The organism is Ruegeria sp. YTSA226 (assembly GCF_059609905.1).
The window spans coordinates 16,267-36,967 of record NZ_JBXWMQ010000001.1 but is presented as its reverse complement, the minus strand read 5'-3'; the positions used below and the strand labels follow the sequence as shown (position 1 = coordinate 36,967).

The following is a 20,701-nucleotide window of genomic DNA, read 5'->3' as shown; positions in this document are numbered from 1 at the left end:
CCGTGACAGATTCAACTCCCGTCATTGAGATCAAGAACCTACACAAGAGTTTCGGCAATCTGGAAGTGCTGAAGGGCGTGGATATCACTGCCAGACGGGGCGATGTCGTATCTTTGATTGGGTCCTCGGGGTCTGGGAAATCCACTTTATTGCGGTGCTGCAACCTGTTGGAAGACAGCCAGCAGGGCGAAATCCTTTTCAAGGGTGAACCTGTTCGTTGGTCCGGTAACAGCCACACGCGCCAGCCTGCTGATGCGAAACAGGTTCTGCGCATTCGCACAAACCTGTCGATGGTTTTCCAACAGTTCAACCTGTGGGCTCATTTGACCATCCTGCAGAACGTGATGGAAGCACCTGTAACGGTATTGGGCCGTGACAAAAAAGAAGTTGAAGACAGCGCACGCAGATACCTTGAAAAAGTTGGTATTGGCGACAAGTGCGACGCCTACCCCGCACAGTTGTCTGGTGGCCAGCAACAGCGTGCCGCGATCGCGCGGGGGCTGTGCATGGAGCCCGAGGCGCTTTTGTTTGACGAGCCCACGTCGGCGCTGGACCCCGAATTGGAACAAGAAGTGATCAAGGTGATCAAAGACCTGGCTGCAGAAGGCCGCACCATGATCATTGTGACCCACGACATGAAAATGGCCGCTGATATCTCTAGCCATGTCGTTTTCCTTCACCAGGGCCTCATCGAAGAAGAAGGCCTGCCTGAAGATCTCTTTACTACCCCTGAATCTCCACGGCTTCAGGGCTTTCTTTCCGCCACTCAGGCGGCATAACTTCAGATCAGAACCAAAACTGGGGAGTATCCAATGAAAAAACTGATCCTGACCACTGCGGCCCTTGCGCTGAGCGCAGGCATGGCTATGGCAGACACCATCCGGATGGGGACCGAGGGCGCCTATGCACCTTGGAACTTCGTCAATGACGCAGGTGAGATCGACGGCTTTGAGCGCGAGCTGGGCGACGAGCTGTGCAAACGCGCAGACCTGACCTGCGAGTGGGTCAAGAACGACTGGGATTCGATCATTCCGAACCTGGTCTCGGGCAACTACGATGTGATCATCGCTGGTATGTCGATCACCGACGAGCGTGACGAGGTCATCGACTTTACCCAGAACTACACACCACCGGATCCCTCCGCCTATGTTGCAATGTCGGATGACGCCGATGTTGCAGGTGGTGTGGTCGCCGCACAAACTGGCACCATTCAGGCTGGCTATATCGCCGAATCCGGCGCGACCCTGGTCGAGTTCGCCAGCCCCGAGGAAACCATCGCTGCCGTACGCAACGGTGAGGCCGATGCGGTTCTGGCCGACAAATCCTTCCTTGCCCCGATCGTCGACGAAGACGCAGATCTGCGCTTTGTGGCCGATGAGGTTCCGCTGGGTGGTGGCGTCGGCATTGGCGTCCGTGAATCCGACGGTGAGCTGAAAGAAAAGCTCAACGCAGCCATCCAATCCATGAAGGATGACGGCAGCCTGAACGAGCTGATCACCAAATGGGAAGTGTCTTCGACCTTCTAATTCTGATCCGGCGGCGTGCCCCAGTCTACGGGCGCGCCGCCCCAGCGCCTTTACCACCTGAAGAGGCCCGCCATTTTTTCGTTCTGCACTGACCCCGACACGCTGGGAACCTTCCGTTGGTTCTCGTGCTATCTGACCAATGGTGTGCATTGGTCCTTTTACCTGTCCTTCCTCAAGGTACTGGCTCTGCTTGCCGTGACGGCGCCCGTAGCGCTGGGTTTCGGGTTCGTCGGGGCCATGGCTGCCCGTTCGCACGTTCTGCCGGTCAGTTGGCTGGGTAAGGGTTATATCGCCATCGTGCGCGGCGTGCCGGATATCGCCTTTTTCATGTTCTTCGTGATTGCTTTGGATCAGGCATTCGAATGGACGCGGCATCAAATTCTCTGCCCGGACTGGACGGATTCGATCCGACAGGGCAACGACTTTATCGTCTGCCAATCTGCCAAACTGCCACTGGGCACCTCGCCGGAATGGGTGCACGAAACCTATGGGTTCTTTCTGGCTGTCATCACTTTCTCTATTGTTTTCGGTGCTTTCGCCGCCAATGTTCTGTTCGGCGGCATGCGGGCCGTACCCTATACACAGCTGGAAACCGCCGAAGCCTATGGGATGTCCCGTCGCCAGACTTTCTGGAAAATCCTTGTGCCTCAGATGTGGGTTTATGCCCTGCCCGGTCTCAGCAATCTCTGGATGGTTCTGATCAAGGCCACGCCGTTGCTGTTCCTTCTGGGCATCGAAGATATCGTGTACTGGGCCCGCGAACTGGGCAGCACCAAGACTCCGAAGTTTACGCAATACCCACACGGTGACTGGCGCATGTGGTATTTCCTGTTCCTGCTGGTTTTCTACCTTGGCTTCACCCGTATGTCCGAGATCGGGCTTGAGCGCCTGATGCGCCGGCTGTCCCACGGACAGGCCACCGCCGCCGGAGAATTGCTGCGCAAGGAGACCACCGCATGAGCTGCTTGCAGACCATTCAGGACTACGGCCTGCGATCTCTTGGATATGGCGAGCGTCTGCTGCCAAAATCCGACTTTACCTTATGTGAGCACTTTACCCTGATCGGGTCTGGTATGATCTGGAATATCTATTTCGGAGTCATGGCGCTTGCGACCGGGTTTTTCCTTGCCACAGCACTGGCGCTTGGCAAAGCTTCACCCAGTTTCTGGCTGCGCAAACCTTCGGAATGGTTCATTTTCATCTTTCGTGGTTCGCCGCTGTTCATTCAGTTTTTCTTTGCCTATTTCTTCTTCCTGTCGCTGAAGAAATCCTATCCGATGTTCGATTCTCTGACGTCGGCCTGGATTGGGGCGCTGATCGTTCTGTTTCTGAACACTGCCGCCTATTCAGCCGAAATTTTCTTTGGCGCGCTCCGATCCATTCCCAAGGGCGATACCGAGGCTGCAGATGCTTATGGCATGTCCGGCTGGTCTCGCTTCCGGCGGATCGTCTGGCCCACCATGCTGCGGCTTGCCTGGCCCGCCTACACGAATGAGGCGATCTTTCTGTTCCATGCCACCACGCTGGTGTTCTTCTCGGCCTTCCCCGCCTGGCAGCAACGAGGCGATGCGCTGTATTACGCAAGCTATTTCGCGGATAAGACGTTCAACCCCTTTGTCGCCTATCCAATCCTTGCCTTCTATTTCATCTTACTGACGCTTGCGATCGTTGGGGGGTTCGGCCTAGTGAACAAGCATCTGAACCGTCATTTACCTGCGGAACGGAAAACAAAGATGCGCTTTCGCCTGAATCTGGCACGCTAAGGCCCATCCGGGGATGCAGCCGCTGCAATCCCCGGAAAAGACAATTTCTCAGATAAAAGTCGGTACCGTTTTGAGTAAAGGCAGCCCTTCGATTTGCGCGACGGCCTAGGGGCGGAACTAGCTTGGGAATTTTCTGGCAATCGGGGAGATGGTACCGCCTCCCTGGCTTGAACAGGGGACCTCTGGATCCACAATCCAGCGCTCTAACCAACTGAGCTAAGGCGGCACTTGTGAAGGGCGATGTATCGAACGCGTTCGCGGAATGCAAGAGGATTAAAGCTGAATTTTCCAGCTTTGTTCGACCAGATCAACCCCGAAGGAATGGACCGGTTTGCTATCCATCAACTGCCACCCAGTGGACCCATAAAGCGCACAGGCAGCCTTGTGGCTTTCATGCGTCCACAGCCTCATTTCAGTGTAACCGGCGCTGCGAGCAAAGCCCATGCAGCTCTCCAGCATCCGCTTTCCCAGACCCACCCCGCGCGCTTCGGGCAACAGTAAGAACAACCGCAGTTTTGCGGTCGTTTCACTCAGGGCAACGCAGAAAATACTGCCCAAAGGTTTACCGTCACATTCCGCAATCCAGCCACGCTCGCGCTTGGCATCATGGTCAGTGATAAAATCATCGAGGATTTCTTTCACCAACACGACAAAAGAGTCGTCAAAACCCTCGTCTCGTGAATACAAAAGATCATGCACAGCCACCAACCACGGCGCGTCCAAAGCTTCAAAGGGTCTGATCTGAATAGAGTGCATCCCCTATTTGAACGCAAAGGTAACTTGATTCTCAAGCCTTTGCGCGCTAGCACGAACTCTCATCCCCGGAGGCACACATGAGCATCAATACCGAAAGTGACATTCAGGCGAATTTGCAGATCGGACCAACAGATCAGGGGATGGTGCGCCTATTCATCGAAGCAGAAAACCTTGAGATTCCAATGGATTTCGATCCAGAAGAAGCCGAAGAGATTGCCGACGAGCTCCGCGCCGCCGCGCATGCCGCACGGGCAGTAAAAAGCTGACCTATCAAATTCTGGGATCTCTCAGAGACTGCAAGCGACGGGCCGCGTCTGTGGCAAATTTCTGGATCATCTTCTTCCGCCGGGCCGGAGCTATCTTGTCCTCTGGTGCCATACGCACGATCTCGGCGTCATAAGCATCGGCAATGATCAACCCGGTCTCGGCAGGCAACAGCTCGGTCGGAAACTCCGTATCCACTGCCCAGAAGAATCGATCACACCACTCCAAATAGCCCTGCCATTTGGAATCCGACTGGAAATCAGCGCGGCTTGATTTACATTCGATCACCCAAAGCTCACCCTTAGGACCCAGCCCCATCACATCAACCCGCAGTCCGCGTATAGGCACGAATTCCTCAACGGATACAAAGCCATGCGCCGTCAGGTGACGGGCGACGCCACGTGCAAGTCTTTGTCCGGGTTGCAGGTCCAATGTCATATCCCAAATGTGAACAATTAGTGAACAAATGTAAAGTGAGCCCATAGGGCTTGACATAGTACCACTTGGTATCGCATTAATATGAAACCAAATGGTATCTCTTTAGGTTGCATATGGAAAACCAAACTCAAAACGCGTTCCGCGCTCTGGCTGACCCTACCCGCAGGGACATTGTGCAGATGTTAGCACTGCAGGACATGACGATCGCTCAGTTGACTGATCGCTTCGACATGACCCGCGCGGCGGTCAAGAAACACCTAACCGTGCTGTCGGATGGCGGCCTGATTGCCGTCGAAGCCCGTGGCCGGGAACGCATAAACCGACTTGAACCAAAAGGCATGGCCCCTGTTCTGGATTGGCTCAGCTACTTTGATCAATTCTGGGATGAACGCCTTAACTCTCTTAAAGAAGCTGTTGAAAGGAAATCAAAATGACTGATGCCGTTCTAAGGAAATCCATCTTCCTGAGGGCCGAGCCCGAGACTGTCTGGGCCTATCTGACCGAACCCGACCGGTTGGCGGAATGGTTTCACAAACCCGAACGCCCCCTGGCGCAGGGCCAAAAGCTTGAGATGTTCGGAACGACCAGTGGCGACCTGCTGATCTGGGGAGAGGTCCGCGAGGCGCGCCCTCCGTCTTATCTGGAATACTCGTTCACGGTTAAGCCGATGGGCGACGCGGTAAGCATCGTGAAATGGACGCTGGAACCGGTTGCGGGCGGTACACGCCTGGACCTGCTGCACGAAGGTCTGCCGCAAGGTGCCGAGGCCTTTGGCCTGATCCTGGCGCTGGACAATGGCTGGGACGAGCATTTTGGCAAGATGCGCGTGGCCTTGCACGAAACTGTTGACGCCTGACCCCTTGTGCGAACCCGCCGGACGCCCTACTTAGGCCCGTGGCGGGTTCTGCCCTTCTTGTGACTGGTAGCATTCTGGTGGCCTTAAGCAATTCCGAGGGGGCTGGCTCTGTTCAGGTCCTGGCCTGATTACCTGGCGCCCACCTGTACATACAGGTCCTCGGGAATCAAACCGCACGGTTGACTGGTGGTCCCGCCACACTCGATCCAAACTCCGGCAGGAAATAGCCGGATTTCCGAGCTCTGGGTTCTGACCTGCGGGCCAGATCGCGCTAATCATACCTGGAGCAGACAGGCATCAAGAAATGCTTTTACGGGTTCGGGTTGCCGAATGGCGCGGTGCTGCACAATCACAACATTAAAATACCCGATATCCTGTGCCAGCGGACGCGCTACGACCGCATCGCCTTCTATCGTGCGGCTCGCCTCTGGCGGAAAACCAACCAGCGTGAACCCGAGCCCTTTGCCAACATAGGCATGCACCAACTCTCGCGATTGCGAGGTCAGCGGCACTTCTGGATCAAGCCCGGCGGCCTGCAACAGGTCAAGATAGCTTGGACCCGGACCGGAACGCGACACTGCGATGTAGGGCATGCCTGTCAGCTGCTCAAGCTGTATGCTGGCGGCATGCGCCAATGGGTGCGAGGCCGGGAGTAAAACCAGAGGCGCCAGTTCTTTAAGTACTTCAACGTGATGACGTCGGGGTTCAAACCCTTGATCAAACACCACAAGCGCGTCCAACTCGCCCGCATCTATCGCAGCAACGAGGTTCGGGAAATCATCCTCAACAACCTCGATGCGGATACCGGGATGGCTTTGGCGAAAAGCCAGAACAGCTGGTAGAATGATCTTCTGCGCAATCGCATAATGTGTCCCGATCACAATAGACCCTGTTTTACCCTCAGCCATCACAGCGGCCCGATTGCCGAGCGCGCCTGCTTGCATCAGCAACGCGTCGGAATCCGTCAAAAAGGCTGCGCCAACGCGGGTCAACCTCATCCCGCGTGCGGGAAAGCGGTCAAACAACGTCAAACCAGTGACATCTTCGAGTTTGTCGATTGCCGATGAAATAGCGGCGGCCGAAACATTCAGGTTCCTGGCTGCCTGCGCGATACCGCCACATCGCGCCGTCTCGGCAAAGAACGACAACTGGCGCAAAGTGAAACGTATCATCAATAAAATCTTCTCTTTACAAATTTTAAATCAGTTTTTTCGACCTTTAGCAATGCGCTACCCTGCGTTTGAAACTCAGGGAGAAAGCAGATGGACATCAGACCACTTACCGGCGGTGTGGGCGCAGAGATCATCGGCGCCGATATCCGAGACGGCAGCCAGTTCGACGCCATTCATACGGCCTTTGCTCAGCACTCTGTCATCGTACTCAGAGCGCAGGATGTCGGCCCGGATGAGCATCTGGCGTTTGCCCAACGCTTTGGCGCGATCAACATCAACCGCTTCTTCAGGCCGGTCGATGGGCATCCAGAAATCGCTATGGTGCTGAAGGAAAAGGATCAGAAAGAGGCCATCGGAGAGGGCTGGCATACCGATCATTCCTACGACCAAATCCCGGCGATGGGGTCTATCCTGCATGCTTTGGAAACCCCGCCCTTTGGAGGCGACACGCTGTTCGTCTCGATGGGTGCAGCTTATGAGGCGCTGTCACCTACCATGCGGAGCTTTCTGGATGGGCTCTGGGCGGTTCATTCCTCTCGGCACGTTTTTGGAACAAGCACACAGGACAGTGAAGCGGCGCAAAGTGGTCGGCTAAGCAATGCACAGGCAGCCACCCAAGACGCGCGACATCCTGTGATCATAAAACACCCCCTCAGCGGGCGGCGCGGTATTTATGTGAATCCAGTGTTCACAACCCATATCGAAGGCCTGAGCGCTGATGAATCAGCAGCCATCCTTGCAATGCTATATGACCATTGCCAGCAACCCGAGTTCCAATGCCGCATTCGTTGGCAAACAGGCGACATGACCATCTGGGACAACCGGGCCACATGGCACAAAGCGGTCAATGACTATCATGGATTTCGACGATTGATGCACAGGGTTACCGTGGAGGGTGTCGCCTTGTCTGCCGAATGACCCGAACCCTGTCAGACAAAAGTCACAACGCAGTCAGACTAAAACTGACGCCCTGACCTAACAATTACGGCGGGCAAGCTCTGCGTCCACCTCAGCCGGCGTGTCACGTGTCCTAACGCCCAGTACGTGTCTCTTGTTTGATCAAGGCAGGCTTTAGCCTGACAGAAACCGGCGTTCCACCGCGCGGACCGCCGGGTTTTTCTGCCATGCTCATAATGGCATAGGCAAACTGTACACCGGCAAAGACGATCCCGTTCATGAACCAGATCATCGCCAGAGCAACCAGACCGATATCAGAACCAGTAATCAGATGACGCAGGTTGGCGACGTTCAGGGCCAGAAGCACCCCGACAAAAATTGCCGAGATGGCAAAGCCCCAGGCCACTTGCGTGATATACAAACGGATCAGTTTGGGCATGGCGGACCTCATTGCGCTATAATATTCAGTTTAACGCATATTTGATCCGTGTAAACGCGTCAGAACGCCTCGGGCTTGGCCTCGTGCGCCATGTGATCCAGCACTGCGTTGACAAATTTGGTCTCTTTACCTTCGGGGAAGAAGGCCCGCGCCACATCGACGAATTCAGTGATGACCACCTTGGGCGGTGTGTCGTTCTGTGTCAGCTCTGCTCCGGCGGCCCGGAAGGCCGCGCGCAGGGTCGGGTCGATCCGGGCAATCGGCCATTTGGCAACCAAAGCACGATCGGTCATCTGATCGATCGGCGCCTGATAATTGACCGCATCTTCAACCAGCTTGCGGAACAGGCGAATATCGCCGTCCAGCATTTCCTCGCCCTCATAGACGGCGCCAAAGCGGTGATCCAGAAACTCGGTCACAACCTGATCGGTTGTCTGACCCGATTGCTCCATCTGGAACAGCGCCTGCACGGCATAGAGCCGAGCGGCGGATTTCATCAGGCGTTTCTGGTTGGCCGGTTTTGGCGCGTCTGTCTTGGTCATGCTGTCGTGGATCCGTTGCTGTCGCCCGCCACAAGGATGGACTCGGACGGCGGCTTGAACCCGACGCCCTTTTTGGAAGAGCCCCACTTACGGCTGAGCGCGATCAGATGCAAGGCCGCAGCGGCAGCCCCGCCCCCTTTATTCATTTTTTCCGGATTGGCGCGCACTTCGGCCTGATCGTCATTCTCGACTGTCAGGATACCGTTGCCGATGCACAGCCCCTGCAGACCCATCAGTTGGATGGCACGGCTGGAGTCGTTGCAGACGGTTTCGTAATGCGTGGTCTCTCCGCGAATGACACAGCCCAGCGCGACATAGCCGTCAAAATTGCACTGACGGTCCGCCATGGCGATAGCCGTCGGGATTTCCAAGGCGCCGGGCACTTCGACCACATCACAGGTGCCGCCTGCCCCTTCGATCTCGGCCTTTGCGCCAGCCACCAGATTGTCAGCGATGGCGCGATAGAACGGGGCCACAACGATCAACAGCTTGACGGGTTTGTCGAAACTCGGTGTCGGCAACACGCCGTGTTTGTCTTGTTCAGCCACAATCAGTCCTCCCTGAGGATAGAACGGGTCCCGACAATGGACAGGCCAAAAGCGTCGAGCCCGAGATAAACGGTTTCCGGCGAGTCGGTCAGCAGCACAAGTTCCTGGATCCCCATCTTGGACAGGATCTGCGCCCCCAGACCGGTTTGTTTGATGGTGCGCGGGCCCTCATCTTCAGCCGCATAGAGCGAGTTGCGCGGTTGGCGGAACAGACAGACTACGCCGCGCCCTTCATCCGCAATCTTTTCCATCGCGCGCGGCAGCTCACGTGAGGATTTCGGGCCAAGACCCAGAATGTCGGGCGCCTCGTGCAGCGCATGGGTCCGGGTCAAAACCGGCTCGGGCGTGGTGATGTCACCCTTGACCATCACGACATGTTCGATGCCATGGGTCTGATCGGTGAAAATCCGCATTTCCCAGTCGCCGCCATATTCGGATGTGACGGTTTCCCGAGATGTCTCAACCACCAGATTGTCATTGCGCGACCGGTAGGCGATCAAGTCGCTGATCGTGCCGATCTTCAACCCGTGTTCCTTGGCGAATTCGACCAGGTCAGGCAGCCGCGCCATGGTTCCGTCAGGGTTCATGATCTCGCAGATCACGCCCGACGGGTTCAGCCCGGCCAGGCGTGAGATATCAACGGCGGCCTCGGTATGGCCCGCGCGCACCAGCACCCCGCCCCGCTTGGCCCGCAAGGGGAAGACGTGACCCGGCGTGGCGATATGGACCATCGTGTTTTGCTCGTTGATCGCAGTCGCCACGGTCAGCGCCCGGTCACCAGCGGAAATGCCAGTCGACACTCCCTCGCGCGCTTCAATCGACACGGTGAACGCGGTCTCATGACGTGACGAGTTGTTCACCGCCATCATCGGCAGACCCAACGTGTCAATCCGTTCCGCCGTCATCGGCAGGCAGATCAGGCCACGACCATGGGTGGCCATGAAATTAATTGCCTCAGCATCAGCGAACTCGGCGGCAATCACCAGATCGCCCTCATTCTCGCGATCTTCGTGATCAACCAGGATATACATCCGGCCTCTGCGCGCCTCGTCGATGATCTCTTTGATCGGGCTGATTGCCGCGCGCAGCTGGGCCTCGACCGGTCCGGGAGTTTCAAAGCTCATGGGGCAGCCTTTCACATGCCAAGTTTGACCGGGTGGATAGACCACCGCGCGGTCAAAGACCAGACCGCATGCGGCACCGTTCCGGTCAGACGCGACGTTGAATTGTGGACTAGGACATTTCAGCGAGGCGCGCGACATAGCGAGCCAGCGTGTCGATCTCAAGATTGACCCGGTCGCCGATGCCGACATCCCCCCAGGTCGTCACCTCTTTGGTGTGCGGAATGAAGTTGATACCAAAATCGCACCCGTCCACATCGTTTACGGTCAAAGAAGTACCGTTCAGCGCAACTGATCCCTTGGGCGCAATGAAGCGAGCCAGATCTTTGGGTGCGCGCAAGGTTACCCGCGTGCTGTCGCCCTCGTCCAGAACGGCGACCACTTCTGCGACGCCATCAACATGACCAGACACGATATGACCGCCCAACTCATCTCCGACCTTCAGCGCGCGTTCCAGATTGACGCGTTTGCCGACGGTCCAGCGATCCAGGTTTGTTTTCGAAACGGTTTCCGCGCTGATTTGCACATCATACCAGTCTTCGCCCAGTGCGATGACTGTCAGGCAAACGCCGTCGCTGGCAATGGATGCACCAATATCAATCCCCGGGGTATTGTAGGCGGTTTTGATCCGCGCCCGCAGATCGCCTTGCTGCTCCAGTTCGGTGATGGTGCCGATATCTGTGACGATCCCCGTAAACATTGCGTTAACCCTCTGTTTCTAACCTGATGCCAGCGCTCACCGTCGAGGTAAGCGTAAGCGCGCCTACGGGCAAGCCCCAGGTTGCCGCAAATACGACAAACAGGCATAATTCCTCATCTAACGACAAGAGCAGCAGAAATGTTACCACTCAACGGCGCTGCGCAAAAACGCGTATTTCTTTTCCTGCAAGGACCGCACGGGCCGTTTTTTGGCGCGCTTGGTAAGATCCTGCGCGCAGCGGGTTCCGAGGTGTGGCGCGTGGGTTTCAACGCCGGGGATCAGGCTTTCTGGTCTGATAAGGCCAGCTTTATTCCCTATGCTGGCAAACCCGAGAACTGGCCGGCAAAATTTGTTGACCTGGTTGTCGGCCGCGAGGTGACAGACATTGTCCTGTATGGCGATACGCGTCCAATCCACGCCCAAGCCATCCGCATCGCCCGCGCCCACGGGATCACTGTTCATGTTTTCGAAGAAGGGTATCTGAGGCCCTGGTGGGTCACCTACGAACGCACAGGTACGAATGGCAATTCGCATCTGATGAATCTGGAAGTTACCCAGATGCAGCGAGCGCTGGAGCGTACTGATGCGCCGATGCCGCCCCCTCCGACGCATTGGGGTGATATGCGACAGCATATTTTCTATGGCGCGCTGTATCATTGGTTTGTTCTGTTCCTGAACGGCAAGTATCGCAATTTTCGAACCCACCGTGACCTACCGGTTTCGAAAGAGTTCAGGCTTTATTTCAAACGGCTGGCAATGATGCCGTTCCACAGAATCCGGCGGCGTATGGCGACGGAGCGAGTCCGGCGGGGCGGGTTTCCCTATCACTTGGCATTGCTGCAACTGGGACATGACAGTTCAGTTCAGTCACACTCGGACTTTGACTGCATGTCCGAATTTCTTGAGCAGGTACTGCACGGTTTTGCAAATGGCGCACCAACGCACCATCATCTGGTCATCAAAGAACACCCGCTGGAAAACCATCGGGAACCATTGCGCCAGGTGGCACGCAAGCTGGCCAAAACACTGGGTATCGCTGATCGGGTCCATTATGTACCCGGGGGCAAACTGGCCACATTGCTCAACGAAGCGAGCTCGGCCGTGACGATCAATTCAACTGCGGGTCAGCAGGTATTGTGGCGCGGCATTCCTCTGCGCGCCTTTGGCAAATCGGTCTATGACAAGCCCGAATTTGTTTCCAGCCAACCGATCACTGATTTCTTTTCCAATCCAGATATCCCCGATACCGAAGCCTATCAAAGCTATAGGCGTTTTCTGCTTGAAACCAGTCAGGTCCCCGGCGGGTTTTATTCACGCCGTGGGCGGCGACAGTTGCTTAGGCGCGCCGTGGATATGATGCTAAGGGCGAAAGATCCCTACCAATCCGTGCTGACCGACAAAGAGGCGCGGACGCCACAGTTGAGGATCGTTGAGTAAATCACCCCTCTTGATGCTGGCGATTGCAGTGGGAAACAAGTACGCTGCTGGAAACAAAAGACCAAAACCAAGACGTTCGAGGATATTCGGCAGTGCAGCGCTTTCCAATCCGATGGGGACGGGGTGTAACCCTTGTGGCCGCTCTTGGCCTGCTGGCCGCGTGCCAACTACCTAAAACCGGCCCAAACAAATCCGAAATCCTTGCCGGTTCGACCACAAAAGGTGGAAACGCCTATGTTGTTGAGGTCAACGACCGGGTGGCGCAGGTCACGTCGGCAGTGCCTCAATACGGGTTCTCGCAAACCTTCCGTAGCGCTCAGAACCTGACCGCCGACACGGTTCGTCCGGGTGATGTACTGGGCCTGACAATCTGGGAAAACGTAGATGACGGGCTGTTATCCGGAGAGACCGGCGCCTCAACATCCCTGGAAGAGGTACAGGTCGACAGCGAGGGCTTCATCTTTGTTCCCTATGCCGGGCGCCTGCGCGCAGCCGGAAACACGCCGGAACAGCTTCGCATGTTGATCACGGAAAAGCTCCAGGATCAGACCCCTGATCCTCAGGTCGAAGTGCGCCGTATCGCCGGGGACGGATCAACCGTTTCGCTGTCGGGCACCCTGTCCGCACCCGGGATCTATCCGATCGAACGACCAACCCGCACACTGGCCGGAATGCTGACACGGGCTGGCGGCGTGATCGAAGGGTCCGATATCGCCCTGGTGACACTGATCCGAGGCAATCAAAAAGGGACGGTCTGGTACAATGACTTGTTCCGCAACCCGGAATTTGACGTTGCCCTGCGGGGTGGCGACCGCATTCTAGTCGAAGCCGACAACCGGTCCTATGTCGCCTTGGGGGCGACGGGCGGTCAGTCGCGCGTGGCATTCGACAGTCAGGATCTGTCCGCGCTGGAAGCGCTGGCACAGGTTGGTGGCTTACAGCCCCTGTCTTCGGACCCGACCGGCATTTTCGTTCTACGAAAGGAACGACAGGACATTGTCCGGTCAGTCATGGGAAAACCGGACCTGCAGGGAGAGCAGCGCATGATCTACGTGCTGAACCTGACAGCACCCAATGGCCTTTTCATCGCCCGTGACTTTGTCATCCGCGATGATGACACAATTTACGTCACCGAAGCACCTTACGCGCAATGGAGCAAATCCATCTCGTTGATCGCCGGTGGCCTGACCCCGCTTGCCAATGTCACGACACTGACAGGCGGATGATGCCCTCCGTTCCTCAAGGAACGCATGCCAAGGCCGAACGCAGTCGTCTTTTGGTCTATAATGGCGGATTTCTGACAGCCGCGCGCGTGCGGAGAATTCTGTCACTGGCCGGATATGATATCGGCATCGGCACGCCCAAGGGGTCGGATCTGGTGGGTATCTGGGGCAATAGCCCGACGGCACATCGTGGACTGCGTATAGCGACCAAATACAATACTCCGATCTTGCGCGTAGAGGATGCATTCCTGCGATCTCTGCACTCAGGACGCAATGGCGATGCTCCGCTGGGTCTGCTGCTTGATCGCAGCGGTGTGCATTTTGATCCAACACAGCCTTCGGATCTGGAAACACTTCTTGCGACCGACCCGTTGGATAATACGGCCCTGCTGAACCGGGCACGTGGCGGGATGGCGCGGCTGCGCGAACTGCATCTGAGTAAGTATTCCGCCTATGATCCCGCGACCCCTGCGCCGGACCCAGGGTATGTCCTGGTTGTCGATCAAGCACGCGACGATGCTTCTGTAAGGGCAAGCGGCGGCGATGAGGCCCGGTTCCGCGAGATGCTGGTTATGGCGCAAGAGGAGAACCCCGGCGCGACCGTTTTGATCAAAACCCACCCCGACACGATCGCAGGGCACCGGCCCGGATATTACTCTGCCGATGATCTGACCGACCGCGTATCCTTTCAGCACAGCGCCATCAGCCCCTGGACCTTGTTAGAGGGTGCTGTGGGCGTCTACACCCTGTCCTCGCAACTTGGGTTCGAGGCCATATTGGCCGGTCACAAACCCCGCGTCTTCGGCCAACCGTTTTACGCCGGATGGGGTCTTACCCAAGACGAAGCCCATTTCCCAAGACGCCAACGAAACCTGACGCGCGCGCAACTCTTCGCCGCCACCATGGTTCTTTATCCCAAGTGGTACGATCCCTATCGGGATCAGCTGTGCGAATTCGAATCCGTGCTGGACACGCTTGAAGGTCTGACCCGCGCCTGGCGACAAGATCACAAGGGCTGGACGGCATCCGGGATGCGGCTTTGGAAACGCAGGCACCTGCAGCACATGTTTGGGCGCGAGAAAAAGGTAAAATTCACACCTGACGTTCCCGAAAACCCAGATCGTCCCCACATGGTTTGGGCGCGGCACGGCCGTGATATGGAAAACGTCACACGGGTCGAGGATGGCTTTGTTCGGTCCCGTGGGTTGGGGGCCAGCCTTGTGCCGCCTCTGTCGCTGTCGCTGGATGACCTTGGGATCTATTACGACCCGACCAAACCCAGCAGGCTGGAAGAGATGATCGCCAAGCGGGAGGCCCTGCGGCCGGATCAGGAATTGCGGGCCGAGCGGTTGGTGACACAGATTATCGCCGGAGCGGTCAGCAAATATAACACCGGCGGCCCGGTTCCGGACTTGCAAAAAGGTCACCGCATTCTGGTGCCCGGACAGGTCGAGGACGATGCCTCGATCCTGTTTGGAACCAGCACCGTTCGCACCAATACCGAACTTCTGCGCACCGCCCGCGAGATGAACCCGACCGCCGTTCTGATCTATAAACCGCACCCCGATGTCGAAGCTGGCCTGCGTGAAGGTGAGGCCGAAGCTGAGGGGCTAGCAGACCTGATCGTCACGAACACCGATCCCGCCGCATTGTTGGGTGAGGTTCAGGAGGTCTGGACCATGACCTCTCTGCTAGGGTTCGAGGCGCTGATGCGCGGATTGCCGGTCACAACGCTCGGTGCACCCTTTTATGCTGGTTGGGGTTTGACGCAGGATTTGGGGTCCGTCCCCGCCCGTCGTGGTGCACGGCCCTCCCTGCTGGGATTGATCCATGCCGCACTGATCGATTACCCGAGGTATCTGGACCCTGTCACCGGCATGCCCTGCCCTCCGGAAGTGGTATTGGAAAGGCTGACAGACGGCTACCAGAGCCGATCTGGCCCCGGCCTTAGACTGCTCTCGAAACTACAGGGCGTTTTCGCAACACAGGCGCATCTCTGGCGCCGTTAGCGCAATGCCCGCGCCCAGCGATGCATCACGTCTTGACCGATGATGCGGGTCTCCAGCAGTTCAAACCGTGGGGCCTCATCCAGACGATCCATACCAAGCCCCCCGATGGCAGGCAAACCTTCGGCACCAATCGCAAGCCCGGCACTGAAGCCGATCAACTCATCAACCAGTTCATCCGCCAAAAGCGACGCGGCAAGGGACGATCCGCCCTCGCAAAAGACGCGGGTCAAACCCTCCTGCCCCAACTGCAGCAACAGGTCAGCGGCATCGATGTGATGATCGCGTAACGCGCAGGGGATAAGCCTTGCGCCCAGTCCTTCCCACGCTTTTGCACGTTCGGCATCCGGTGACGGACCATGGCACAACCACACCGGAACTTTCGAGGCGGTGCGTGCCAGTTGACCCATCAACGGGATATCCAGATGGCGCGAAACGACGACGCGCACAGGCTGACGTTCAATCCCAAGATCCCGAACTGTCAGAGAGGGGTCGTCTACACGCGCTGTACCCGCCCCAACCATAACGGCATCATGCGTTGCCCGCATGGCATGAACAGCCCGCCGCGAGGTCTGACCCGTAATCCACTGACTATGGCCGCTTTCGGTCGCAATGCGCCCGTCAAAACTGCTGGCCAGTTTAAGCGTGACAAATGGCCGGCCCTGTTCGGTCTTTAGAAAGAAACCGGCGTGGTCGCGGGCCGCCTGATCCGCAAGAACACCGGTTGTCACGTCAATCCCAGCGTCGCGCAGCATGGCAAAGCCCTGCCCGGCAACACGCGGATCACTGTCTTCGATGGCTGAAACAACACGCGCCACACCGGCCTCAATCAAGGCCTGAGCGCAAGGCGGGGTCTGTCCGTGATGGGCGCAGGGTTCAAGCGAGACATAAGCAGTCGCGCCACACGCCTGCGATCCCGCCTGTCTTAACGCTTCGGTTTCTGCATGTGGCCGACCGCCAGGTTGCGTCCAACCACGCCCAACAATCCGCCCGTCCTGTACGAGTACGCAGCCAACGGATGGGTTGGGCCAGCACGTCCCCTGTCCGCGCCGCCCCAAGTCAAGGGCCAGCGCCATATATCGCTTATCTGTTTCGCTCACTCGTCCGTCGAAGGCTGCGGCGGGCGCAGTTCGTGGACAAACTCCTCGAAATCATCGGCCGCCTGGAAATTCTTATACACGCTTGCAAACCGAACATAGGCAACGGTGTCGATCCGCGCCAGAGCTTCCATAACAATTTCACCGATCTTGCTGGACGGAATGTCGGTATCGCCCATGCTTTCCAGCCGTCGCACAATACCCGAGATCATCTGATCGATACGTTCCGGATCAATCGGGCGTTTCTGCATCGAGATACGGATCGAACGTTCCAGCTTGTCGCGATCGAAATCCTCGCGTTTTCCATTGGTTTTGATCACAACCAGATCGCGTAACTGAACGCGTTCATAGGTGGTGAACCGTCCGCCGCAAGCCGGGCAGAAACGGCGCCTGCGGATCGCGACATGATCCTCTGCCGGGCGTGAATCTTTGACCTGAGTGTCGATATTTCCGCAAAACGGGCAGCGCATCCGCCGTCTCCTCGTCTCTTGTTCCGCCTCTTTTAGTAAGCGCTGTGGCCCACTTATCCACAACTATAGGGCAGCCTCTAGGATTTGGGTAGTCGGAAATTTTTACCGCTAAATAAAGGGGTCACGCGAAATGCGCAGCGACGCGTCGGTTGTGTGATTGGGTCCGGTGTTCAAACAGATAAACGCCCTGCCATGTCCCCAGCATGGGCACCCCTGCGGCGACAGGAATGCCCAAGGACACAGGCAGCAACGCAGCTTTGATATGTGCTGGCATATCGTCTGGCCCCTCATAGGTGTGGCTTAAATACGCCATCGACGGATCATCCGCCGGTGGGACCAGACGTTCGAAAAAGGCCTGCAAATCTGTCCGCACCTCGGGGTCCGCATTTTCCTGAATGGCCAGAGAACACGAGGTATGGCGTACAAACAGGGTCAACAATCCGTCGTAACCGCTTGGGGCAAGCCAGTCTCGTATATCCGAGGTGAACTCATACAGCCCCGGCCCCTGCGTTGAAATGATAAACTCGGTCTGCAAAACGCGGGTCTTACCTTCTTCAGTCAAAAATTGGCTGCCGGAAACACAGGCCATTCGCGTTCTGGACGGACCTGCTCTGCCCCGGCTGGAAACCAATGGAAACAAAGCTTGTGCTCTGCTCGACATTTGCTGGAGGGGTCAACGAGAATTGGACCGCCGTGCGGCGACCGGTGGCTTCGCTTGGGCCATATCCACGCACAACATAGATATTCTGCTGCCACCCTGCCCCTAAGCTGCGACGAGCAAAATCTGCAGCAGCGCACCAATAGCCATCCACATCCCTGCGCGCGCGCGGGATCACCTCAAACACTTTGTCGTTTACTGCAACAGTCTGAAAACCGTTTGGTGCTGCTGTCACCGCCCCCGGTTCAAACAACGTGGCGGCGGCCAGAACCGCAGATGTGATCACTTTTTTCATAATGCTACTCTCTCATGTTTCTTGATAAATATTAAAGTAGATTGCAGGCGGCCATGGCAAAGCCACCTCACGTTCAATTCAGGCATTGTTCCTATTTACGTGAACCGGCATCAGCCAGCCCCGATATCGGATCAGTTGACCCAACATCGGCATTTCTGCCGAAACATCGAACCGAAACCGGCCTTGATCATCCTGCCATTCCACCGTCGCCGAACGCGGTAAAAGAAAGTTTGGGCATGGCACCCCCAATAGAGTGAGGCGCAGGATGTTCAAATGCAGCTTTTGACCTCGAACCTGTGGGCGCATCCAGATGGTCAGCCCTCCGATCCTCTCTTTCACGCACCGCCTGTCTGCGTCGTAGACCAGATGAGACAGCGTCTCATGCCCGCCAAAATCCCTGAACCATTCCCATTCCTGGCCATTGAGTTTGGTTCGAATGCGGACCGTCTGAGTATCTGCACCGGGGGGAAACCCACCCAACCACAATGACAAAGAGGTCAACCACCCGGTTCCTCTTTGGATGCTGCATAGTCCTGTAAACTCTGCCGTTTCACTGTGGAATTTTCGGACCGCATCCGGCACCTCAGAATTGGCTGGAAGGGCCTGCAGAAATGGGTCCGGCCTCACGCATACCCTCCGGGGAAGAACTGCGCTTTCATGGATGAATCCGGAACCAGGCACGTTTCGAACCGTCCAAAGAATGCAAATCGGTGGCGCGCGATGAAATGATAAAGCGGATCCTTCAAAAACCGCGGAAGAAATCGACAGGCCGACAGAACAGGCCACAAAGCGGGTAAGCTGCGCATTGCAGCAGCAAAAGCATCCAAGCGCTGATGCACAACACCGTCAACGATCACAAGATTGGTTTCAAACTCGTCGGTGGGCAGGCCGAGTTGCCGGTAAAGGCTTTGTCCTATGGGGGACTGGGCAATTACAAACTTGAACCGCTTCTTTGTGTCGGCCCACAGCATGAACCTGAAAAATCGAGAACACAGCACGCATTCTCCATCAAAAACGATGAGGTTCTGCTCGGTTCCCACATCTGAGATCGCCCGGTCTTGCATTGGATACCAGATCAATTTCGCCACAACCGGACCGTGCCATTGAAGGGTAAAATCCGCAATGCGACACGTAGGTTTTCAGATGAAACGTGCCGGGGAGCTACCGATCGCTAGTCTGAGACGACCGGAGCTCTACCCTCATCCCAATAAGGTGCTGACCCGACAACACGAGGTAACTATGCCTTTGCGTTGCTATATCCTTGCTGAAAAGTGCCAGAAACTTGTGAAAACCTGCCAGATGGGTTTGCCTGCACTCGTACAAACTGGGTTCAAATTTTTCGCGAAAGCATTAAGAATTGGATATGGAGCTTGATATTGCCAGAATTCAACACTTGACCCGAACGGTAGATGAGCGTTCGGGCGGCCCAGAGTTGGCAGACCAGCTTTTGGAACGCAGCGGTCTAAGCCGAGCGGCAATCGCTCCCCCCACTACAGTCTACAGTGCGCAAACTGAGGCGATGTTCATCAGATATGCCTGCGACGCTATGCGCGACATAACTTTTGCCGCCTATGCGGGTTCAAAAGTCAGTTCGGCCTCTAGCATTACGGCCTATATCAGCAAGTACTCTCGTGACCTCCGACAGGTGTTTGAAAACACAACCCGCTTCTCTCGCATCATAGATCCCACAATAACCTTCAGTCTGCGCCATGTCGGGAATTTTGTGTCCTTCGAGGCGGACTGGGAAGACGCAAGTTTTGCCCGGTATCACAGACGCACAGAGTTTTTGATGTTTGGGACACTGGCGCGAATGCGGAACCTGACGCAGTCAGACTTCCACCCCATAGCAATTCGCTTTCAACACGAGGTTGGAGAGAAAAGAAATCTATTTCAAAAGCTTGCAGGATTTTCGGTAGAGTTTGGAGCAGAAAACCTAGAGATTGTTCTGTCGCCTTCATCTCTGGATCTTCCCGTGCCCACATATGACCCGATGCTTCGAGAGCATCTGATTGGGTACGGGGAACGCGTTCTGGCAGAACGGGCCTCGCCTAAGCAAAAATTGCGGGCGCAGGTCGAGGGTCTGATTACACGTTCGATGCCGGGAAATTTTCCGCAAGCCGATGACATAGCCGCCAATCTCGGCATGAGCCCGCGAACATTTGCGCGTCGGCTAAAGGATGAAGGGTCAAGCTATCGAGAGATCGCAGACGATCTGCGCTGTGATCTGGCCCAAACTTTCATCACCAACGGTATGCAGCTATCTGAAATTGCATTCTCACTTGGCTACGCAGACCAACCCGCCTTTTCCACCGCTTTCAAACGGTGGACGGGTCGCGCGCCCAGCGCTTTCCGCAGCCGCCTGGACCCGTGATCGTAACTTTGAGGTAGCCGGGGGTCGTCAGCCTTGCAGCCTCGCCCCGGCCCGTCCCATGAGTGGACATTGCGGATATAGGAAGACGCGCAGCGGGCTTCTTGTGAGTTCTCGCCAAATTG

Annotated in this window: 26 protein-coding genes and 1 tRNA gene; 12 read left to right on the top strand and 15 right to left on the bottom strand. The window is 56.6% G+C overall.

Going from position 1 to position 20,701, the window contains the following annotated elements; all coding sequences use genetic code 11:
• The first annotated feature begins 2 nt into the window (after nt 1–2).
• From AC2FFF_RS00210 to AC2FFF_RS00195, 4 genes are all read left to right on the top strand, one after another.
• Nucleotides 3–779: an ABC transporter ATP-binding protein gene (locus AC2FFF_RS00210; RefSeq protein WP_281972318.1), complete on the top strand. Its 777-nt coding sequence runs from the start codon at nt 3–5 to the stop codon at nt 777–779.
• 33 nt (nt 780–812) lie between these two features.
• Entirely contained in the window at nt 813–1,526 is a 714-nt protein-coding gene (locus AC2FFF_RS00205) for a transporter substrate-binding domain-containing protein (protein ID WP_271946303.1), read from the top strand.
• A 72-nt stretch (nt 1,527–1,598) separates the two neighbouring features.
• Nucleotides 1,599–2,486 carry an ABC transporter permease gene (locus AC2FFF_RS00200; RefSeq protein WP_142635158.1) on the top strand — a complete coding sequence of 296 codons (888 nt, stop codon included), beginning with the start codon at nt 1,599–1,601 and terminating at the stop codon, nt 2,484–2,486.
• Entirely contained in the window at nt 2,483–3,289 is an 807-nt protein-coding gene (locus AC2FFF_RS00195) for an ABC transporter permease (RefSeq protein ID WP_281972319.1), read from the top strand. Before AC2FFF_RS00200 ends, AC2FFF_RS00195 begins: the two co-directional genes overlap by 4 nt.
• A gap of 149 nt (nt 3,290–3,438) precedes the next feature.
• Here the strand turns inward: AC2FFF_RS00195 and AC2FFF_RS00190 are convergent.
• Nucleotides 3,439–3,515, bottom strand: a tRNA-His gene (locus tag AC2FFF_RS00190).
• 47 nt (nt 3,516–3,562) lie between these two features.
• Nucleotides 3,563–4,045, bottom strand: coding sequence for a GNAT family N-acetyltransferase (locus tag AC2FFF_RS00185; protein ID WP_281972320.1), 483 nt, complete (start codon nt 4,043–4,045; stop codon nt 3,563–3,565).
• A gap of 77 nt (nt 4,046–4,122) precedes the next feature.
• Between AC2FFF_RS00185 and AC2FFF_RS00180 the strand changes: the two genes are divergently transcribed.
• Entirely contained in the window at nt 4,123–4,311 is a 189-nt protein-coding gene (locus AC2FFF_RS00180) for a DUF6324 family protein (protein WP_142634620.1), read from the top strand.
• Nucleotides 4,312–4,315: 4 nt separating this feature from the next.
• Here AC2FFF_RS00180 and AC2FFF_RS00175 read toward each other — a convergent pair whose 3' ends face one another.
• Nucleotides 4,316–4,747 carry an MmcB family DNA repair protein gene (locus tag AC2FFF_RS00175; protein WP_281972321.1) on the bottom strand — a complete coding sequence of 144 codons (432 nt, stop codon included), beginning with the start codon at nt 4,745–4,747 and terminating at the stop codon, nt 4,316–4,318.
• A gap of 113 nt (nt 4,748–4,860) precedes the next feature.
• Here AC2FFF_RS00175 and AC2FFF_RS00170 point away from each other — a divergent pair, with 113 nt between their 5' ends.
• Both AC2FFF_RS00170 and AC2FFF_RS00165 read left to right on the top strand, forming a co-directional pair.
• Complete coding sequence (locus tag AC2FFF_RS00170; RefSeq protein ID WP_271946295.1) at nt 4,861–5,181, top strand: ArsR/SmtB family transcription factor; 321 nt, start codon at nt 4,861–4,863, stop codon at nt 5,179–5,181.
• A complete protein-coding gene (locus tag AC2FFF_RS00165) occupies nt 5,178–5,603 on the top strand; it encodes an SRPBCC family protein (RefSeq protein WP_281972322.1) in 426 nt (141 codons plus the stop codon). The genes AC2FFF_RS00170 and AC2FFF_RS00165 overlap by 4 nt, the downstream gene beginning before the upstream one ends.
• 275 nt (nt 5,604–5,878) lie before the next feature.
• Here the strand turns inward: AC2FFF_RS00165 and AC2FFF_RS00160 are convergent, their stop codons facing one another.
• Nucleotides 5,879–6,775 (bottom strand): LysR family transcriptional regulator, encoded by an 897-nt coding sequence (locus AC2FFF_RS00160; protein ID WP_281972323.1) that lies wholly within the window; start codon nt 6,773–6,775, stop codon nt 5,879–5,881.
• Nucleotides 6,776–6,865: 90 nt separating this feature from the next.
• Here AC2FFF_RS00160 and AC2FFF_RS00155 point away from each other — a divergent pair, with 90 nt between their 5' ends.
• Complete coding sequence (locus tag AC2FFF_RS00155; RefSeq protein WP_281972324.1) at nt 6,866–7,693, top strand: TauD/TfdA dioxygenase family protein; 828 nt, start codon at nt 6,866–6,868, stop codon at nt 7,691–7,693.
• A gap of 112 nt (nt 7,694–7,805) precedes the next feature.
• Here AC2FFF_RS00155 and AC2FFF_RS00150 read toward each other — a convergent pair whose 3' ends face one another.
• The 5 genes from AC2FFF_RS00150 to AC2FFF_RS00130 form a co-directional block, all read right to left on the bottom strand.
• Nucleotides 7,806–8,111, bottom strand: a complete 306-nt coding sequence (locus AC2FFF_RS00150) for a hypothetical protein (protein WP_281972325.1) — start codon at nt 8,109–8,111, stop codon at nt 7,806–7,808.
• Between the two features lie 59 nt (nt 8,112–8,170).
• Nucleotides 8,171–8,653, bottom strand: coding sequence for a transcription antitermination factor NusB (gene nusB / locus AC2FFF_RS00145; protein ID WP_142634634.1), 483 nt, complete (start codon nt 8,651–8,653; stop codon nt 8,171–8,173).
• Nucleotides 8,650–9,201, bottom strand: coding sequence for a 6,7-dimethyl-8-ribityllumazine synthase (locus AC2FFF_RS00140; RefSeq protein WP_281972326.1), 552 nt, complete (start codon nt 9,199–9,201; stop codon nt 8,650–8,652). Before AC2FFF_RS00140 ends, nusB begins: the two co-directional genes overlap by 4 nt.
• A 2-nt stretch (nt 9,202–9,203) precedes the next feature.
• A complete protein-coding gene (gene ribB / locus AC2FFF_RS00135; RefSeq protein WP_281972327.1) occupies nt 9,204–10,325 on the bottom strand; it encodes a 3,4-dihydroxy-2-butanone-4-phosphate synthase in 1,122 nt (373 codons plus the stop codon).
• Nucleotides 10,326–10,434: 109 nt separating this feature from the next.
• On the bottom strand, nt 10,435–11,022 hold the full coding sequence (locus AC2FFF_RS00130; RefSeq protein ID WP_142634640.1) for a riboflavin synthase: 588 nt from the start codon (nt 11,020–11,022) through the stop codon (nt 10,435–10,437).
• A gap of 138 nt (nt 11,023–11,160) precedes the next feature.
• Between AC2FFF_RS00130 and AC2FFF_RS00125 the strand changes: the two genes are divergently transcribed.
• The 3 genes from AC2FFF_RS00125 to AC2FFF_RS00115 all read left to right on the top strand — a co-directional run bounded on the left by AC2FFF_RS00125 (nt 11,161) and on the right by AC2FFF_RS00115 (nt 15,691).
• Entirely contained in the window at nt 11,161–12,459 is a 1,299-nt protein-coding gene (locus tag AC2FFF_RS00125) for a capsule polysaccharide biogenesis protein (RefSeq protein WP_281972328.1), read from the top strand.
• 92 nt (nt 12,460–12,551) lie between these two features.
• Nucleotides 12,552–13,685 carry a polysaccharide biosynthesis/export family protein gene (locus tag AC2FFF_RS00120; RefSeq protein ID WP_281972329.1) on the top strand — a complete coding sequence of 378 codons (1,134 nt, stop codon included), beginning with the start codon at nt 12,552–12,554 and terminating at the stop codon, nt 13,683–13,685.
• Entirely contained in the window at nt 13,685–15,691 is a 2,007-nt protein-coding gene (locus AC2FFF_RS00115; protein ID WP_496882838.1) for a capsule polysaccharide biogenesis protein, read from the top strand. The genes AC2FFF_RS00120 and AC2FFF_RS00115 overlap by 1 nt, the downstream gene beginning before the upstream one ends.
• On the opposite strand, the gene ribD is transcribed toward AC2FFF_RS00115, so the two are convergent.
• From ribD to AC2FFF_RS00085, 6 genes are all read right to left on the bottom strand, one after another.
• A complete protein-coding gene (gene ribD / locus AC2FFF_RS00110) occupies nt 15,688–16,788 on the bottom strand; it encodes a bifunctional diaminohydroxyphosphoribosylaminopyrimidine deaminase/5-amino-6-(5-phosphoribosylamino)uracil reductase RibD (RefSeq protein WP_496882800.1) in 1,101 nt (366 codons plus the stop codon). The genes AC2FFF_RS00115 and ribD overlap by 4 nt on opposite strands.
• Nucleotides 16,785–17,255: a transcriptional regulator NrdR gene (gene nrdR, locus AC2FFF_RS00105; protein WP_142634651.1), complete on the bottom strand. Its 471-nt coding sequence runs from the start codon at nt 17,253–17,255 to the stop codon at nt 16,785–16,787. The genes ribD and nrdR overlap by 4 nt, the downstream gene beginning before the upstream one ends.
• Nucleotides 17,256–17,376: 121 nt before the next feature.
• Nucleotides 17,377–17,790: a secondary thiamine-phosphate synthase enzyme YjbQ gene (locus AC2FFF_RS00100; RefSeq protein WP_281972406.1), complete on the bottom strand. Its 414-nt coding sequence runs from the start codon at nt 17,788–17,790 to the stop codon at nt 17,377–17,379.
• A gap of 19 nt (nt 17,791–17,809) precedes the next feature.
• Nucleotides 17,810–18,208, bottom strand: coding sequence for a hypothetical protein (locus AC2FFF_RS00095; protein WP_142634653.1), 399 nt, complete (start codon nt 18,206–18,208; stop codon nt 17,810–17,812).
• A 78-nt stretch (nt 18,209–18,286) separates the two neighbouring features.
• Nucleotides 18,287–18,790, bottom strand: a complete 504-nt coding sequence (locus tag AC2FFF_RS00090; protein WP_281972407.1) for a DUF4166 domain-containing protein — start codon at nt 18,788–18,790, stop codon at nt 18,287–18,289.
• 41 nt (nt 18,791–18,831) lie between these two features.
• The gene (locus tag AC2FFF_RS00085) at nt 18,832–19,179 is read right to left on the bottom strand and encodes a thiol-disulfide oxidoreductase DCC family protein (protein WP_496731802.1); all 348 of its coding nucleotides are present in this window, start codon (nt 19,177–19,179) and stop codon (nt 18,832–18,834) included.
• Between the two features lie 422 nt (nt 19,180–19,601).
• Here AC2FFF_RS00085 and AC2FFF_RS00080 point away from each other — a divergent pair, with 422 nt between their 5' ends.
• Entirely contained in the window at nt 19,602–20,579 is a 978-nt protein-coding gene (locus AC2FFF_RS00080; protein ID WP_281972332.1) for a helix-turn-helix domain-containing protein, read from the top strand.
• Nucleotides 20,580–20,701 lie beyond the last annotated feature (122 nt).

What these genes read in the sequence shown, in the direction of transcription:
- AC2FFF_RS00205 (WP_271946303.1), top strand. Translation starts at nt 813, where the DNA reads ATGAAAAAACTGATCCTGACCACTGCGGCCCTTGCGCTGAGCGCAGGC.
- AC2FFF_RS00195 (WP_281972319.1), top strand. Translation starts at nt 2,483, where the DNA reads ATGAGCTGCTTGCAGACCATTCAGGACTACGGCCTGCGATCTCTTGGA.
- AC2FFF_RS00185 (WP_281972320.1), bottom strand. Translation starts at nt 4,045, where the DNA reads ATGCACTCTATTCAGATCAGACCCTTTGAAGCTTTGGACGCGCCGTGG.
- AC2FFF_RS00180 (WP_142634620.1), top strand. Translation starts at nt 4,123, where the DNA reads ATGAGCATCAATACCGAAAGTGACATTCAGGCGAATTTGCAGATCGGA.
- AC2FFF_RS00175 (WP_281972321.1), bottom strand. Translation starts at nt 4,747, where the DNA reads ATGACATTGGACCTGCAACCCGGACAAAGACTTGCACGTGGCGTCGCC.
- AC2FFF_RS00170 (WP_271946295.1), top strand. Translation starts at nt 4,861, where the DNA reads ATGGAAAACCAAACTCAAAACGCGTTCCGCGCTCTGGCTGACCCTACC.
- AC2FFF_RS00165 (WP_281972322.1), top strand. Translation starts at nt 5,178, where the DNA reads ATGACTGATGCCGTTCTAAGGAAATCCATCTTCCTGAGGGCCGAGCCC.
- AC2FFF_RS00160 (WP_281972323.1), bottom strand. Translation starts at nt 6,775, where the DNA reads ATGATACGTTTCACTTTGCGCCAGTTGTCGTTCTTTGCCGAGACGGCG.
- AC2FFF_RS00155 (WP_281972324.1), top strand. Translation starts at nt 6,866, where the DNA reads ATGGACATCAGACCACTTACCGGCGGTGTGGGCGCAGAGATCATCGGC.
- AC2FFF_RS00150 (WP_281972325.1), bottom strand. Translation starts at nt 8,111, where the DNA reads ATGCCCAAACTGATCCGTTTGTATATCACGCAAGTGGCCTGGGGCTTT.
- nusB (WP_142634634.1), bottom strand. Translation starts at nt 8,653, where the DNA reads ATGACCAAGACAGACGCGCCAAAACCGGCCAACCAGAAACGCCTGATG.
- ribB (WP_281972327.1), bottom strand. Translation starts at nt 10,325, where the DNA reads ATGAGCTTTGAAACTCCCGGACCGGTCGAGGCCCAGCTGCGCGCGGCA.
- AC2FFF_RS00130 (WP_142634640.1), bottom strand. Translation starts at nt 11,022, where the DNA reads ATGTTTACGGGGATCGTCACAGATATCGGCACCATCACCGAACTGGAG.
- AC2FFF_RS00125 (WP_281972328.1), top strand. Translation starts at nt 11,161, where the DNA reads ATGTTACCACTCAACGGCGCTGCGCAAAAACGCGTATTTCTTTTCCTG.
- AC2FFF_RS00115 (WP_496882838.1), top strand. Translation starts at nt 13,685, where the DNA reads ATGCCCTCCGTTCCTCAAGGAACGCATGCCAAGGCCGAACGCAGTCGT.
- nrdR (WP_142634651.1), bottom strand. Translation starts at nt 17,255, where the DNA reads ATGCGCTGCCCGTTTTGCGGAAATATCGACACTCAGGTCAAAGATTCA.
- AC2FFF_RS00095 (WP_142634653.1), bottom strand. Translation starts at nt 18,208, where the DNA reads ATGAAAAAAGTGATCACATCTGCGGTTCTGGCCGCCGCCACGTTGTTT.
- AC2FFF_RS00085 (WP_496731802.1), bottom strand. Translation starts at nt 19,179, where the DNA reads ATGCTGTGGGCCGACACAAAGAAGCGGTTCAAGTTTGTAATTGCCCAG.